General features: G+C 66.8%; 12 protein-coding genes and 1 tRNA gene. 4 read left to right on the plus strand and 9 right to left on the minus strand.

Annotated elements, in window-relative coordinates; all coding sequences use genetic code 11:
• Window positions 1–7: 7 nt before the first annotated feature.
• Window positions 8–1393 carry an aminotransferase-like domain-containing protein gene (locus tag NX068_RS07470; RefSeq protein WP_263460667.1) on the minus strand — a complete coding sequence of 462 codons (1386 nt, stop codon included), beginning with the start codon at window positions 1391–1393 and terminating at the stop codon, window positions 8–10.
• A gap of 189 nt (window positions 1394–1582) precedes the next feature.
• On the opposite strand from NX068_RS07470, the gene NX068_RS07475 reads away from it, so the two are divergent.
• Window positions 1583–3229 (plus strand): AMP-binding protein, encoded by a 1647-nt coding sequence (locus NX068_RS07475; protein WP_263460668.1) that lies wholly within the window; start codon window positions 1583–1585, stop codon window positions 3227–3229.
• Between the two features lie 173 nt (window positions 3230–3402).
• On the opposite strand, the gene ychF is transcribed toward NX068_RS07475, so the two are convergent.
• Window positions 3403–4494, minus strand: a complete 1092-nt coding sequence (gene ychF, locus NX068_RS07480; protein WP_263460669.1) for a redox-regulated ATPase YchF — start codon at window positions 4492–4494, stop codon at window positions 3403–3405.
• A gap of 193 nt (window positions 4495–4687) precedes the next feature.
• Here ychF and NX068_RS07485 point away from each other — a divergent pair, with 193 nt between their 5' ends.
• Entirely contained in the window at window positions 4688–5566 is an 879-nt protein-coding gene (locus NX068_RS07485) for an ATP adenylyltransferase family protein (protein WP_263460670.1), read from the plus strand.
• A 22-nt stretch (window positions 5567–5588) separates the two neighbouring features.
• On the opposite strand, the gene pth is transcribed toward NX068_RS07485, so the two are convergent.
• From pth to NX068_RS07520, 7 genes are all read right to left on the minus strand, one after another.
• On the minus strand, window positions 5589–6251 hold the full coding sequence (gene pth / locus NX068_RS07490; RefSeq protein ID WP_263460671.1) for an aminoacyl-tRNA hydrolase: 663 nt from the start codon (window positions 6249–6251) through the stop codon (window positions 5589–5591).
• 37 nt (window positions 6252–6288) lie between these two features.
• On the minus strand, window positions 6289–6888 hold the full coding sequence (locus tag NX068_RS07495; RefSeq protein WP_263460672.1) for a 50S ribosomal protein L25/general stress protein Ctc: 600 nt from the start codon (window positions 6886–6888) through the stop codon (window positions 6289–6291).
• An 86-nt stretch (window positions 6889–6974) separates the two neighbouring features.
• On the minus strand, window positions 6975–7925 hold the full coding sequence (locus tag NX068_RS07500) for a ribose-phosphate pyrophosphokinase (RefSeq protein ID WP_068635968.1): 951 nt from the start codon (window positions 7923–7925) through the stop codon (window positions 6975–6977).
• Window positions 7926–8015: 90 nt separating this feature from the next.
• Window positions 8016–8092, minus strand: a tRNA-Gln gene (locus tag NX068_RS07505).
• 48 nt (window positions 8093–8140) lie between these two features.
• A complete protein-coding gene (gene ispE, locus NX068_RS07510) occupies window positions 8141–9019 on the minus strand; it encodes a 4-(cytidine 5'-diphospho)-2-C-methyl-D-erythritol kinase (protein WP_263460673.1) in 879 nt (292 codons plus the stop codon).
• Window positions 9001–9588 carry a lipoprotein insertase outer membrane protein LolB gene (gene lolB / locus NX068_RS07515; protein WP_263460674.1) on the minus strand — a complete coding sequence of 196 codons (588 nt, stop codon included), beginning with the start codon at window positions 9586–9588 and terminating at the stop codon, window positions 9001–9003. Before lolB ends, ispE begins: the two co-directional genes overlap by 19 nt.
• Window positions 9585–11306, minus strand: a complete 1722-nt coding sequence (locus NX068_RS07520; RefSeq protein WP_263460675.1) for a tetratricopeptide repeat protein — start codon at window positions 11304–11306, stop codon at window positions 9585–9587. Before NX068_RS07520 ends, lolB begins: the two co-directional genes overlap by 4 nt.
• Before the next feature lie 240 nt (window positions 11307–11546).
• Between NX068_RS07520 and mutM the strand changes: the two genes are divergently transcribed.
• Both mutM and NX068_RS07530 read left to right on the plus strand, forming a co-directional pair.
• Entirely contained in the window at window positions 11547–12365 is an 819-nt protein-coding gene (mutM, locus tag NX068_RS07525) for a bifunctional DNA-formamidopyrimidine glycosylase/DNA-(apurinic or apyrimidinic site) lyase (RefSeq protein WP_263460676.1), read from the plus strand.
• Between the two features lie 92 nt (window positions 12366–12457).
• Window positions 12458–14431, plus strand: a complete 1974-nt coding sequence (locus tag NX068_RS07530) for a dynamin family protein (protein WP_263460677.1) — start codon at window positions 12458–12460, stop codon at window positions 14429–14431.
• Window positions 14432–14501: the final 70 nt, after the last annotated feature.

Genomic DNA, 14501 nt, shown 5'->3' on the forward strand with positions numbered 1-14501 from the left:
CCCGGTTTCACAGGCAGGCCTGCATGCTTTCGATGAACAGCGGGTCCTGCAGGTAGCCGACGTTCAGCCGGGTCCAGGGCGACTTCGAGCGGGGGTTCAGCATGAAGATCGAACCGGGCGCGAGAACGACGCCCTTGGGCAGCAGGCGCAGCGTCAACGCGTTCATGTCGTCGATGCCGGGGAAGCGCGCCCACAGGTACAGCGTCTGCTCGGGTTCGCAGAACAGTTCGGCGCCGAGATCCTTCAGGATCCGGATGCCGGCCCGGGTGGCGCTGCGGGCATGTTCCTGGAGGCGGACCACGTGGCGCAGGAAATGCCCCTCGCTCAGCATGACGTCGAGAATCCGCTCGCTGTATTCGCAGCCGCTGACATGCAGCAGCATCTTGATGTCGGCCAGTTCCTCGATCCGGTTGACATCACCGGCGATGAAGCCGGCACGCAATGATGCGGAAAGCGATTTGGAGAAACTGCCGACGTAAAGCGTGTTCTTGAGATTATCCACCGCCGATATCTTCGGTGCGGAATTGACCTTGATGTCGGCGACGGCATCGTCCTCGACGACCAGCAGATTGTACATGGCGGCGAGCTTCGCAATTCGCCGCGCCTTTTCCTCACTGATATCGGAACCGGTCGGGTTCTGCCCCGACGACTGGATGAAGAAAAGGCGGGCGCGTTCGGTGCGCAGCTTGTGTTCGAGTATTTCGACATCCGGGCCGTCGGCAAGGCGTGGAATGGCGATCATCCGCGCGCCCTGCAACTGGAGCTTGCCGAATAGCGGGTAATAGCCGGGCTCTTCGACGAAAACCGGATCGCCGGCCGATACATAGCGGCGAATGATCAGATCGAGTCCGTGGTTGCCGCCGTGCGTCGTCATGATCTGGCGCTCGGAGGCGCCGATCGAATGGGCGGCCAGTTTGCGGTTGATGTGGGAACGCAGGTTCGGGTTGCCGTAGCGGCTGCCGTAGCGGAACAGCCCGGCAATGCCGTTGCGCGTGATCTGCCGGTGGAATTTGTCGATGCGCATTTCCGACAGCCAATGCGGCGGTGGCAATGCGATGCTGAGGTTCGATTCGCCCGGGGCCTGCAGCAGTTGCTGGCGCATCAGCCAGATGGTGTCGATGGCGCGCTGGTATGCCTGCGGCGGTGCGCTCTCGTCACCGTCGGGGAGTTGTCTGGGACTGCCGATCACGAAGAAGCCCTTGCCCCGATGGGCCTGGACCAATTGCCATTGTGTCAGCAGCTCGAAGGCGGCAACGACGGTATTCAGCGAATGCGAGTAGAGCCGTGCGTAGATGCGCAACGACGGGAGTTTGTCGCCTTTCTTCAGCGAACCGGACTGTATCTGCTTCGAAATGTCCTGGGCGATCTTTTCCGCGGCGTTCTTCTGTTTCATGGCGTCATCGGCTCGGAATGTCGTGAGCAACTGTTTTCCGCGACTGTATCTTCCTCGGCCGCAGTCTTCTTGCTAGCGTGATTCGCTGATTGGTGGTCGGGAAGGTTCATATCCCGGAAATGATCCTCGAATCTTTTCTTCCATTCCTGCTGGAATCTTGTCGTGCCTATCTTACTGCGTGGAGATGAAATGGAGAAACTGGCAAGCAACGAGGTGGATTATTCCATTGAAGGACATGCGACATCTGCCTTGGAGATTCCCGCTCGCTACAACATGGGATTCGACGTATGCACGAAATGGGCGGCTGGCCCGGATCGCCTGGCGCTCATCCACGACGATGGAAAGTCCATCGAGCGCTATTCGTTCCAGGACATCGAGGTGCTGTCGAATCAGACGGTGAACCTGCTGCGCGAGGCCGGCGTTGTCCCCGGAACCCGGGTGGCTCTGATGATTCCGCAGCGCCCCGAGACGGCGTACTGCCATGTCGCCATCTACAAATCGGCGGCCATTGCGGTTCTGCTGTTTCCGCTGTTTGGCGAAGAAGCAATCGAGCATCGCTTGTCCGACAGCGAAGCCGAAGTCTTCATCGGCGACCGCCAGTCGATCGGCAAGCTGGAGCGGTTCCGTGCGAGATTGCCGCATCTCAAGCGGGTGCTGTGTGTCGATGGGCCCGCCGATGGCGCCGAGGACTTCCACGCGCTTCGACGCAGTGCCGCGACGCATGCGCCGATTGCCGACACGGCCGCGGATGATCCGGCGTTGATCATCTACACCTCCGGCACGACCGGAAAGTCAAAGGGCGCGCTGCACGCGCAGCGCGTGCTGCTGGGCCATCTCCCCGGCGTCGAGATGTCGCACGATGGCCTCGGCCAGCCCGGCGACCTGATGTGGACGCCGGCCGACTGGTCGTGGATCGGCGGGCTGCTGGATGTGCTGATGCCCGCCTGGCACCACGGCATTCCCGTCGTCGCGCGCCGTTTCGAGAAGTTCGACGCCGCCGAGGCGATGTTGTTGATGGCCCGGCACCGCGTCCGCAACGTGATGCTGCCGCCGACCGCATTGAAGCTCCTGCGCGCCGGCACGCGCAGGGATCACGACTACGGCCTGGCGCTACGATCGGTTGCGAGCGGCGGAGAGAGCCTCGGCGCCGAGCTGCTCGACTGGGGGCGGGCCGTCCTCGGCGTGGAGATCAACGAGTTCTACGGGCAGACCGAGTGCAACATGGTGGTGTCGTCGAGCAGCCGCTCGTTTCCCGCCAGACCCGGCTGGATGGGCAAGGCCGTGCCGGGACACGACGTGCGCATCGTCGATGCGAGCGGGGTGGTGAAGCCGGCGGGACAAGTCGGGCTGATCGGCGTCCGCCAGCCCGACCCGGTGTCGTTCCTTGGTTACTGGAACAACCCGGCGGCGACCCGCGAGAAATTTGCCGGCGACTTCCTGCTGACGGGCGACCAGGGCGAGATGGACGCCGAGGGTTTCATCCGCTTCATCGGACGCGACGACGACATCATCACCAGTGCCGGCTACCGGATCGGGCCGGGGCCGATCGAGGATTGCCTGCTCGGGCACCCGGCGGTGCGGCAGGCCGCGGTGGTCGGCGTCCCCGATCCCGAGCGGACCGAACTGGTGAAGGCCTTCGTCGTCCTCAACGATGGATTCATCGGTGGAGACGAGCTGACGCGGCAGTTGAAGGAGCACGTGCGCTCGCGCCTCGCCGGGCACGAGTACCCGCGGCTGATCGAGTACCTCGACGAACTGCCGAGCACGACCACGGGCAAGGTACTGCGCCGCGAGCTGCGCCTTCGTCCGCGTCTGCCAGGCATGGAAGGTCGGTGAGTCCGATAGTGCTGCGGGTGATCGAGTTTGGGGGCGTCGAGCGGGCCGGACACGCCCGGCCGGTGGCCGGATGCAGTTGCGATGTGTGTCCGACGAATCGCCCGGGATTGTGGGTCCTTCGTGTCAGCGGGCCCGAGCAGCCTGCCGGGCGCCTCTGAATTCAGGGAAAATCATCACACGTTGAACAGGAAATTCAGCACATCCCCATCCTTCACCACGTACTCCTTCCCTTCCGCGCGCATCTTGCCGGCTTCCTTGGCGCCGGCTTCGCCCTTGTACTGGATGAAGTCGTCGAAGGCGATGGTCTGGGCGCGGATGAAGCCGCGCTCGAAGTCGGTGTGGATGACGCCGGCGGCCTGGGGGGCGGTGTCGCCGGTGTGGATGGTCCAGGCGCGCACTTCCTTGACGCCGGCGGTGAAGTAGGTCTGCAGGCCGAGCAGCGTGTAGCCGGCGCGGATCAGGCGGTCGAGGCCGGGTTCTTCGAGGCCCATGGTCTCGAGGAATTCCTTCTTGTCGGTGTCTTCGAGGTCGGCGATCTCGGCTTCGATGGAGGCGCACAGGGCGACCACTTCGGCGCCTTCGGCGGCGGCGTGGGCGCGCACGGCGTCGAGCTGCGGGTTGTTCTCGAAACCGTCCTCGGCGACGTTGGCGGCGTAGAGCACCGGCTTGGCGGTGATCAGGCAGAAGGGCTTGAGGCTGGCCCATTCTTCCTTGGAGAGATCGAGCGCGCGCACCGGCTTGCCGGCGTCGAGCTGGGCGAAGCACTTTTCGAGCACTGCGACCAGGATCTTGGCTTCCTTGTCGCCTGAGGCGGCCGGGCGCTTGTAGCGGTTGACGGCTTTTTCGACGGTGGCGAGGTCGGCCAGCGCGAGTTCGGTGTCGATGACTTCGATGTCGCGGATCGGGTCGACGCTGCCGGAGACGTGGATGACATTGTCGTCGGCGAAGCAGCGCACGACGTGCACGATGGCGTCGGTTTCGCGGATGTTGGCGAGGAATTGGTTGCCCAGGCCTTCACCCTTGGAGGCGCCCGCGACCAAGCCGGCGATGTCGACGAATTCGACGATGGCGGGCTGGATTTTCTGCGGCTTGACGATCTCGGACAGCTGGTCGAGGCGCGGGTCGGGCACTTCGACGATGCCGACGTTGGGCTCGATGGTGCAGAAGGGGTAGTTCTCGGCCTGGATGCCGGCCTTGGTCAGGGCGTTGAAGAGGGTCGACTTGCCGACGTTGGGCAGTCCGACGATTCCGCATTTCAGGCTCATGTGAATCCTTGTCGTTCCGGGGCGGGGTGCCGCGAAGGCGGGCTATTGCCTTGATCCGGTGTGGAAAACCGCGAATTGTACCGCGATGGGGAGCAGCTCCAAAGCCGGCCGGTGCCTACAAAACGGCTGGGCAGCGCCTACAATGTCCGGCTTGTATTGCCACACACAAGACGAATCAAGGAGGAGAGGAGATATGGCGAGCAATTGGATCGAGGTGATCGATGCGCGCAGTGCGGGCGCGCTGGCGTCGGGAGCCTTGCAGCCGGTGCAGGCGGAGCAGACCGAGATGGAAGACGGCGGCATGCGCTTCATCGTGCGCTGGGTGTCGTCGCTGGCGGTGAAGGATGCGGCCAAGACTGCCCAGGTGGCGATCCCGGGCGGGCCGCGCGACCCGAATTTCAATCCTTTCCTGAATCCCGATCCGGAACTGACCGTCGGCCCGTTGGGTGAGGAGCATGTCGTGATCCTGAACAAGTTTCCGCTCAGCGAGCGCCACCTGGTGCTGGCGCGGCGCGAGTTCGAGGAACAACTGCTGCCGCTGGCGCGCAGCGACTTCGCCGCGCTGGCGGAGATCATGGCCGAGGCCGGCGGCATCGGCCTGTACAACGGCGGCACGGCCGCGGGTGCCAGTCAGCGCCACAAGCATGTGCAGTGGATTCCGTCGACCGCGGGCAATGCCAGCCTGCGCATCTTCGCGCCCGGTCTGCCGGTAGGCCTGCCCGAGCAGGGCGTGGCCCAGCATCCGGCGCTGCCGATGAAGCATTGCTTCGTGCGCGTGTGCTGCGGCGAAGGCGTGCCGGTGGAGACGGCGGCGGACAGCTTGAATGCAGCCTATCGGTTGGCCTGCGAGACGCTGGACCTGCAGCCGGGCGCGGATGGCCTGCTGTCGCCGTACAACCTGCTGGCGAGCGACGGCTGGCTGCTGGTGCTGCCGCGCAGCGCGGAGCACTTCGAGGGGATTTCGATGAGTGCGGTGTGCTTCGGCGGCACTTTGTATACCCGCCAGCCGGAGCAGATCGAGTCGATCCGCCGTGTGGGGCCGTTGAAGGCGCTGGCGGCAGTCGGCTACTGAGTGCTTCCTGCGTGAATCCTGCTCAGGCGCCGGCGTCGTCCGGTGCCTGAGGTGTCGCCGTCTTGGGTGCCTTTGGAGGCTTGGGCGGTTTCGGCGGCGCCGGGCGGGCGTTCAGCCGGGTGGCGGCGGTGTTGAGTTCGCCCTTGGCGAGCAGCGGCCAGGCGGCCAGCGCCTTGTCGATGGACTCGTCGATCAGTTGCTGTTCTTCGCGCCGTGCCGGTTTGAGGACGAAATTCACCACTTCGTTGCGGTCGCCGGGATGGCCGATGCCGATGCGCAGCCGCCAGTAGTCGTGGGTGCCGAGGTGGGCGGAAGTGTCCTTGAGGCCGTTGTGGCCGCCGAGGCCGCCGCCGAACTTCAGGCGCAGCTGGCCGGGGGGGATGTCCAGTTCGTCGTGTACGACGAGGATTTCCGCAGGTTCGATGCGGTAGAAACGCGCCAGGGCGCCGATGGCCTGGCCCGAGCGGTTCATGAAGGTCTGCGGCATCAGCAGCCATGCACCGGCTTCGCGGGCATTGGCGACCAGGCCGTGGAAACGGGATTCGTGCGAGAAGCGCAGGCCGAGCTCGTCGGCGAGCCGCTCACAAAACCAAAACCCGGCGTTGTGCCGGGTTTCAGCGTAGTCACCGCCCGGATTGCCGAGACCGACGATGAGGCGCAGGGGGCGCGAAGGCGCTGTGCTCATCGATCTACGGTCTCCGGCTTTCCGTGGTCTGGAGGACTCAGGCGGCTTCGCCTTCCTCGGCGTCAGCAGCAGCGCCCTTGACCTTCAGCGAGCTGGCGACCACCGGGTCGGCATCGCCGTGCTGGACCAGTTCGACACCGGCCGGCAGCTTGATCTGCGAGACGTGCACCGACTGGCCGGCTTCCAGCGCCGACAGGTCGACCTCGACGAACTCGGGCAGGTCCTTCGGCAGGCACTGGACGTCGATTTCGTTGAGGACGTGCGAGACGATGCAGCCGCCCAGCTTGACCGCGGGGCAGACGTCGTCGCCGACGAAGTGCAGCGGCACCTTCAGGTGCATCTTCTGGTCGGCGGCGACGCGCTGGAAGTCGATGTGCAGGACTTGCGGCTTGAAGGCGTGCCACTGGGTGTCGCGCAGCACGACGGTTTCCTTGTTGCCGTCGACGTCGATGGTCAGCACGGACGAGTGGAACACTTCCTTGCGCAGCAGGTGGAACAGCTCGTTGTGGTCGAGCGTGATCGGCAGGGCTTCGCTGGTGCCGTAGATGATGCCCGGCAGCTGGCCGGCACGACGCAGGCGGCGGCTCGCACCCGTACCTTGAGCGTCACGCTTGGCGGCCTTGAATTGGATTTGCATGTGTTGCTCCTGAAGTTGATGTCTCCGCCCGCGACCAGGCGAAAACGCAAAAAGCCCGCCCCTTCAGCCGAAGGCGCGGGCGAAAATCATTCCATGAACAGCGACGAGACGGATTCTTCGTTGCTGATGCGCAGGATGGTGTCGGCCAGCAGCGAGGCGACCGAGACCTGGCGGATGCGCGGGCTGGCCTTGGCGTCGTCGCGCAGCGGAATGGTGTCGGTGACGACCAGTTCGTCGAGCTCGGAGTCGTTGATGCGCGACACCGCGGCGCCCGACAGCACGGCGTGCGTGCAGTAGGACAGCACCCGCTTGGCACCGTGTTCCTTGAGCGCGGAGGCAGCCTTGCACAGCGTGCCGGCGGTATCGACGATGTCGTCCATGATCACGCAGGTGCGGCCTTCGACTTCGCCGATAATGTTCATGACCTCGGAGACGTTGGCCTTCGGCCGGCGCTTGTCGATGATCGCCAGGTCGCATTCCATGCGCTTGGCGAAGGCGCGGGCGCGCACCACGCCGCCGACGTCGGGCGACACCACCAGCAGGTCGTCGTACTTCTGCTTGTCGAGGTCGTTCAGCAGCACCGGGGCGGCATAGACGTTGTCGACCGGGATGTCGAAGAAGCCCTGGATCTGGTCGGCGTGCAGGTCCATCGTCAGCAGGCGCTGGACGCCGGCGGCCTGCAGCATGTTGGCGACGACCTTGGCCGTGATCGGCACGCGCGCCGAGCGCGGGCGGCGGTCCTGGCGGGCATAGCCGAAATAGGGGATGGCGGCGGTGATGCGTCCGGCCGAGGCGCGCTTGAGCGCATCGACCAGCACCAGCAGTTCCATCAGGTTTTCGTTGGTCGGCGAACAGGTCGGCTGCAGCACGAAGACGTCCTTGCCGCGGACGTTCTCAAGCAGTTCGATGTTGACTTCACCATCCGAGAAGCGGCCGACGGTGGCCGAGCCGAGGGAGATGCCCAGGCGCCGCGTGACGTCCGCGCCGAGCTTGGGATTGGCGTTGCCGGTGAAGACCATCAGGCTGCCGTGGGGCATGATCGCTGCTCCGATGCCGTTTGAATTGTCGACCCTTGAAAACGAATCGGGCAGGCTCCCGGATCACACCTGGGCCTGCCCGTCGTTGTATGGCTGGGGAGGAAGGATTCGAACCCTCGAATGCCGGAATCAAAATCCGGTGCCTTAACCGACTTGGCGACTCCCCAATAAACCTTTTTCGCCAGCTCGTGAAATCGACTGTGACGAAGCGGCCGCTATTCTAGCCATTCGTACAGCGGATGGCGAGAGGCCGTTCGCACTTTCCAGGCCGTCCAGCGTTGCGGACAGCTTGCGGCGATGCGTTCCGCGTCCCGGGCCGAAGGGATTTCGGCGAAGACGCAGGCGCCCGAGCCTGTCATCCGGGCTGGTGCGTACTGCATCAGCCAGTCGATCGCACGCTGCACTTCCGGGTAGCGGCTGCATGCTACGGCCTGCAGATCGTTCCGTGTGGTGCTTGCTGCGAAGTCCGCCATTTTGATGAGAGGAGTGTTTCTCGTCAAGTCCTCTGCCGAAAAAATTTCGCCGGTGGGCACCGATACGCCCGGCGACACGATCACGTACCAGGCGGGCGCCAGTTCCATCGGCTGCAGGGCTTCGCCCACGCCTTCGGCGAAGGCGTCGCGGCCGAAGATGAAGACGGGCACGTCGGCGCCGAGCTGCAGGCCCAGCGTCTGCAATTCGCTGCGGCCGAGCCCGGTGCCCCACAGGCGGTTGAGCGCGATCAGCGTCGTTGCCGCATCCGAGCTGCCGCCGCCGATGCCGCCGCCCATCGGCAATACCTTGTGCAGCGCGATGTCGGCGCCGAGGCGGCAGCCGGTATGCGCCTGCAGCAGGCGGGCCGCGCGCACGACCAGGTCCTGCTCGGGCGGCACGCCGGCGACCTCGGTGGTACGCCGGATGTCGCCGTCTTCGCGCAGGCTGAAGTCGAGCGTGTCGCCCCAGTCGAGCAGGCGGAAGGCGGTCTGCAGCAGGTGGTAGCCGTCGGCCCGGCGGCCGGTGACGTGCAGGAACAGGTTGAGCTTGGCCGGCGCGGGGCAGCCTGGCAGGCGTCGCGGGTCGGAAGTGTCCGGCGGGGTCAGGGCAGGGCGGTCCATGAATCGATGACGAGGCGGATGCGGGCGTCGCCGCGGGAGATGTCGAGGCGGGCCGGCGGCGCATCGCCGGCGGCGCCGGCGTATTCGAGGTATTCGATGCGCCAGCCCTGGTCGATGACGATGGCCGGACGGCCGGCGTCGTCGAGCGTGCGGACTTCGGCGCCGGCGTCGGGTGCCGCCTGCACCCAGCGGCTCAGGCGGCCGGCCGGCACCTCGGTACCGAGCACGCGCGGCAGCAGGGCTTCCGCGCTGTCGGCGTGCAGCGACTGGCCGTCGGCGGTGCGCAGGCGGGCACCGGCGGCATCGGCGTCGAGGGTGGCGACGATTTGCCCCATCGGCGTCAGCAGGGCGAAGCTGTCGGCGTCGTGCTCGTGCCGCCATTCGATGCGGCCGCTGGCGGCCCGGCTGCCGTCGTTGGCGGAGATGCGGCCTTGCAACTCGAAGGCCGACGAGAAGCCGCGTGCGGCGATGTCCGCCGGCGCGGTGGCCGGGAGCGGCGCGCAGGCGGAGAAGGCCAGTGCGGCTGCGGCGACCGCCGCAGCCGGCAGGGAAAGGCGGCGTGTCGTCATTGGCCGCGCAGGCGGCGGACGGTGTCGGCCAGCAGGCTGTTGTCGGGGTGGGCCTGGCGGGCTTCGTCGAAGACGCGGTTGGCGTCGTCGCGGCGGTCCAGCGCCCACAGCACTTCGCCGAGGTGGGCGGCGATCTCGGCGTCCTGGCGGATTGTGTAGGCGCGCTCGAGGTGTTCCAGCGCGCCGGCTGCATCGCCGCGACGGAAACGTACCCAGCCCAGGCTGTCGAGAATGAAGGCGTCGTCGGGCGACAGCTCGTGTGCGCGGGCGATCAGAGCCTCGGCTTCGTCCAGGCGCATGTTGCGGTCGGCAAGCGAATAGCCCAGTGCGTTGTGGGCATGGGCGTGCTCGGGTTCGAGCTCGATCACGCGCCGCAGGCGGGCTTCCATGACCTCGATGCGGTTCACGCGCTCGGCCAGCATCGCCGTTTCGTACAGCAGGTCGACGTCGTCCGGCGTGGCGGCCAGGGCCTGCTCCAGGAGGGCGAGGGCCTCGTCGGTGCGTCCGGCTTCGCGCAGCAGCTGGGCTTCGGCCAGCAGGTAGCGGCGCATGTCCTCGTCGCTGCCCTGCTGCGCCTTCAGCAGCGCGCGGGCTTCGTTGACGCTGCCTTCGCGTGCCAGGCTCTGTGCGCTGCGGATCATCGCCTCGGAATGGTGGCGTTCGTCGCCGACTTCGCCGAACCACTTGCGTGCCAGCACGCCTTCGCCGCGCTGTTCGGCGATCTGGCCGAGCTGCAGGCGGATCAGATCGGGTTGCGGATGGCCGGCTTCGAGGGCTTCCAGGTAGCGGGCTTCGGCGTCGGCGGTGTCGTCGAGCTGCATCGACAGCAGGCCGACGGCGTAGAGCAGTTCGGGATCGCCGGGGTTGGCGGCGAGCAGGCGGCGGAATTCGTCACGTGCCGCATCGAATCGCTGGGCGCTGACCAGCGCACGGGCGTAGGTCAGGCGCAGCGAGGCGCTGTCGGGGTTGCGGGCGAGTTCGGCTTCCAACTGGCGCACTGCTTCGGCGGTGGCGCCGGTGTGCTGCAGAATCTGCGCCTTCAACTGGACGGCGGGTTCCCAGCCCGGCCTCAGTTGCAGCGCGGTGTCGACCGCTCCCAATGCCTGCATCGGCTCCTCGGCGATCATCGCCGCCTGGGCGCGGGCGATATGGGCTTCGGGGAGGTCGAGATAGGGATCGGTCAGGCGCCGGACGATGCCTTGCGCCGCTTCCTTGTCGGGAATGCCCGCGAGTGCCCGGTTCAGGCTCAGCAGGTTCTGGGCGAGGCGGGTATTGGATTGGGCCAGGGTGCGGGCCAGCTGGATCTGGACCTGTTCGAGGTTGACCGGGGAACTGCCGGCCATCTGGCCGCTGACGCCCGCAAGCACGCGGCGCGCTTCTTCGGAGCCGGGTGCGGTTTCGGTCCACAGCCGGGCGGCTTCGCCGGCCAGCTGGGGGTTGCGCGAATACATCGCGATCTCGGTGGCGCGGCGGGCGATGCGCGGATCGCGCGTGGCCCGCGCGAGATCGATGTAAAGCTGGGCCGACAGGCCGATCTGGCCGCGTGCGCCGGCGATTTCGGCGAGCAGGAACTGGTAGACGGTGCGCGGCGTCAGTTCCTGCGCCGGCAGCGCCCCGCCTGCCTCGCCCTCGTCCGCCGCGCCGGCGAGGCAGGCGGTGGTGCTCAGGCCGATGGCCAGGCACAGGATGCGGAGAGAGCGGGAGGAGCGAGTGTTCATATCGGTGGTCCGGCGGGCTGCAGCAGTTCGCGCAGTGAAGATGGTGCCACGGAAGGCAGGGGCGCACATGCAAGGATGTGTACCGTGGGTGTCGGCAGGTTTTGGAGTGCTGCTCTAGAATTCGGTTCGATCAAGCATGGTATGCAGATCGGCGTCCGGCCCGCAAGACGGGCCGCGCGGGCGCCGTGAGGTTTGCCCAGGTTCGTCCCCGCCCCCGTCACCCGACCCCCGATAGCGCCGATGCCCGAACTGCCCGAAGTCGAAACCACCTGCCGCGGCATCCGCCCCCATGTCGAAGGCTGCGAGCTGAGCGGGCTGCGCGTGCGCAATCCGCGGCTGCGCCTGCCGGTGCCGCCCGAACTCGCCGAACGGATCGTCGGCCGGACGCTGCAGGGCGTGTCGCGGCGGGCGAAGTACCTGTTGCTGGATTTCGGCCCCGGCACGGTGATCGTGCATCTGGGCATGTCGGGCAGCCTGCGCCTGGTCGCCGCCGACGAAATGCCCGGCACGCACGACCATGTCGATTTCGTCTTCGGCGCGCAGGCCCTGCGGCTGCGTGATCCGCGCCGCTTCGGCATGGTGGTGTGGCAGGACGGAGCGCCCGAACGGCATCCGCTGCTGGCGCATCTGGGGCCGGAGCCGCTGGGCGAGCTTTTCGACGCGGCCTGGCTGTTCCGCGTCACGCGCGGCCTGCGGGCGCCGATCAAGCACGTGCTGATGGACAACCGCAAGCTGGTCGGCGTCGGCAACATCTACGCCTCGGAAAGCCTGTTCCGTGCCCGCATCCATCCGCTGGAGCCGGCCGGCACGCTGGGCCTGCGGCGCTGTGCGCGGCTGGTGCAGACGGTACGCGAGACGCTGACCGACGCCATCGCCGCAGGCGGCAGCACCTTGCGCGACTTCGTCGGCGGCGACGGCCGGCCCGGCTATTTCCAGCAGCAGTACTTCGTTTATGGCCGCGCCGGCGAAGTCTGCCGGCAGTGCGGCGGCACGGTGCTCGGCATCGTCAGCGGCCAGCGGGCGACCTACTTCTGCCCGCGCTGCCAGCGCCGCCGCTGAGCCGGAGTGCGCATTTCTACATGGTCGCGCCTCGTCTTCGCCGCTATGCTGCGGATATTTCGCTTCGTGCCCTGAGTCCTGTGAGCGACCCGATGACCGAATTGATCGACCAGTTTTCAGCCTATGCCGGCTGGCGTACCGCCGCCGCCGATTCCGTCGCGCGCCTGCGCGCGTGGCTGGCGCGCAACGAAGTCGGCGACGTCCAGAGCGACCTGCGCCTGCAATACCTGCTCGAGCGCCTGCGTGACGACAAGCTGACGGTGGCTTTCGTCGCCGAGTTCTCGCGCGGCAAGTCGGAGCTGATCAATGCGATCTTCTTCGCCGACTACGGCGACCGCATCCTGCCTTCCAGCGCCGGACGCACGACGATGTGCCCGACGGAGCTGCAATGGCGCAAGGGTGCGCAGCCGGAGCTGCGCCTGCTGCCGATCCGCACGCGCGCCTGCCAGACCCCGGTCAGCGAACTTAAGCGCTATGCCGAGGAGTGGCAGACCGTGTCGCTGCAGAGCCTGGATGCCGGCAGCCTGCAGGCGGCGCTCGCCCGCGTCGGCGAAACCGAACGCGTGACGCAGGACGAAGCCGTCCGCCTCGGTTTCGCCGTCGACGCCGGTGGCGACGACGGGCTGAAGCCGGGCGCGGACGGCCTGGTGGAGATTCCGAGCTGGCGCCATGCGGTGATCCAGTTTCCGCATCCGCTGCTCGAACAAGGCCTGGTGGTGCTCGACACGCCGGGCCTGAACGCGATCGGCGCCGAACCCGAGCTGACCTTGTCGATGCTGCCGAGCGCGCATGCGGTGCTGTTCATCCTCGCCGCCGACACCGGCGTCACCCAGAGCGATCTGACCGTGTGGCGCAGCTATGTGCAGGGCGGCAGCCAGCGTGGCCGCCTGGTGGTGCTGAACAAGATCGACGGCCTGTGGGACGGCCTGCGCGACGAGGCGCGGATCGACGCCGAGATCGCCCGCCAGGTGGACTCGGTCGCGGCGACGCTGGAGATCGACGCCGAGGCGGTGTTTCCGGTGTCGGCGCAGAAAGGGCTGGTGGCGCGGGTCACCGGCGATGCGCCGCTGCTCGCGCGCAGCCGCATGCCGGCGCTGGAGCAGGCGCTGACCGGCGGCCTGCTGCCCGCCAAGCAGGACATCGTGCGCGAGGACACGCTGGCCGAGACCGGCGAGGTGATGGCGCAGACGCGTGTGCTGCTCGAAGCCCGCCTGGCCGGCCTGCGCGAGCAGCTGCAGGAGCTGACCGACCTGCGCGGCAAGAACCAGAGCGTCATCGAGTACATGATGCGCAAGATCCGCAGCGAGAAGGACGACTTCGAGCAGGGGCTGCAGAAGTACTATGCCGTGCGTTCGGTGTTCTCCGAGCTCACCAACAGCCTGCTTGCCAACATCGGCATGGATGCGCTGCGCGACCAGACTCGCCGCACGCGCGAGGCGATGCTGGAATCGACTTTCACCAAGGGTTTGCGCGACGCGATGGAAGGCTTCTTCCGCCACCTGCGCGAGAACCTGCTGCGCTCGACGGCAGAAATCGGCGAGATCTCCAGGATGCTCGACGCCATGTACAAGCGCTTCAGCGTCGAGCACGGGCTCAAGCTGACGCCGCCCGAATCCTTCTCCACGCTGCGCTACGAGAAGGAGATCGACCGCCTGGAAGCGGCCTTCAACCGCCAGCTCAACACCACGCTGACGCTGGTGACGACCGAGAAGCATGCGCTGACGCAGAAGTTCTTCGAGACGGTCGCGGTGCAGGCCCGGCGCACTTTCGAAGTCGCCAACCGCGACGTCGAGCAGTGGCTGCGCGCGGTGATGTCGCCGCTGGAGACCCAGGTGCGCGAATACCAGATCCAGCTCAAGCGCCGGCTCGAAAGCGTCAAGCGCATCCACCAGGCGACGGACACGCTGGAAGACCGGGTCGAGGAACTGAAGCAGGGCGAGGACAACGTGCTGGTGATGCTGGTGCAGCTCGATGCCCTGCAGCAGGAAATCGCCGAAACCCTCGGGCCGCTGGCGCGGGGCGAGCGGGAAAGCGGGCGCGGCGCCGAAGTGCGCGCGGCGGCCTGAGCCCGAATGCACGAAGCCGCCCGCTGCATCGCGCAGCGGGCGGCTTCGTCGCTTCAGCGCAGGCGGCTGC

Source organism: Thauera carbonicopians (genome assembly GCF_025699485.1).
In the GTDB taxonomy this organism is placed as follows: domain Bacteria; phylum Pseudomonadota; class Gammaproteobacteria; order Burkholderiales; family Rhodocyclaceae; genus Thauera.

Bases quoted from the DNA above. Each gene is read 5' to 3' on its own strand.
- NX068_RS07470 (WP_263460667.1), bottom strand. From the start codon at position 1,393: ATGAAACAGAAGAACGCCGCGGAAAAGATCGCCCAGGACATTTCGAAG.
- NX068_RS07475 (WP_263460668.1), top strand. From the start codon at position 1,583: ATGGAGAAACTGGCAAGCAACGAGGTGGATTATTCCATTGAAGGACAT.
- ychF (WP_263460669.1), bottom strand. From the start codon at position 4,494: ATGAGCCTGAAATGCGGAATCGTCGGACTGCCCAACGTCGGCAAGTCG.
- NX068_RS07485 (WP_263460670.1), top strand. From the start codon at position 4,688: ATGGCGAGCAATTGGATCGAGGTGATCGATGCGCGCAGTGCGGGCGCG.
- pth (WP_263460671.1), bottom strand. From the start codon at position 6,251: ATGAGCACAGCGCCTTCGCGCCCCCTGCGCCTCATCGTCGGTCTCGGC.
- NX068_RS07495 (WP_263460672.1), bottom strand. From the start codon at position 6,888: ATGCAAATCCAATTCAAGGCCGCCAAGCGTGACGCTCAAGGTACGGGT.
- NX068_RS07500 (WP_068635968.1), bottom strand. From the start codon at position 7,925: ATGCCCCACGGCAGCCTGATGGTCTTCACCGGCAACGCCAATCCCAAG.
- ispE (WP_263460673.1), bottom strand. From the start codon at position 9,019: ATGGACCGCCCTGCCCTGACCCCGCCGGACACTTCCGACCCGCGACGC.
- lolB (WP_263460674.1), bottom strand. From the start codon at position 9,588: ATGACGACACGCCGCCTTTCCCTGCCGGCTGCGGCGGTCGCCGCAGCC.
- NX068_RS07520 (WP_263460675.1), bottom strand. From the start codon at position 11,306: ATGAACACTCGCTCCTCCCGCTCTCTCCGCATCCTGTGCCTGGCCATC.
- mutM (WP_263460676.1), top strand. From the start codon at position 11,547: ATGCCCGAACTGCCCGAAGTCGAAACCACCTGCCGCGGCATCCGCCCC.
- NX068_RS07530 (WP_263460677.1), top strand. From the start codon at position 12,458: ATGACCGAATTGATCGACCAGTTTTCAGCCTATGCCGGCTGGCGTACC.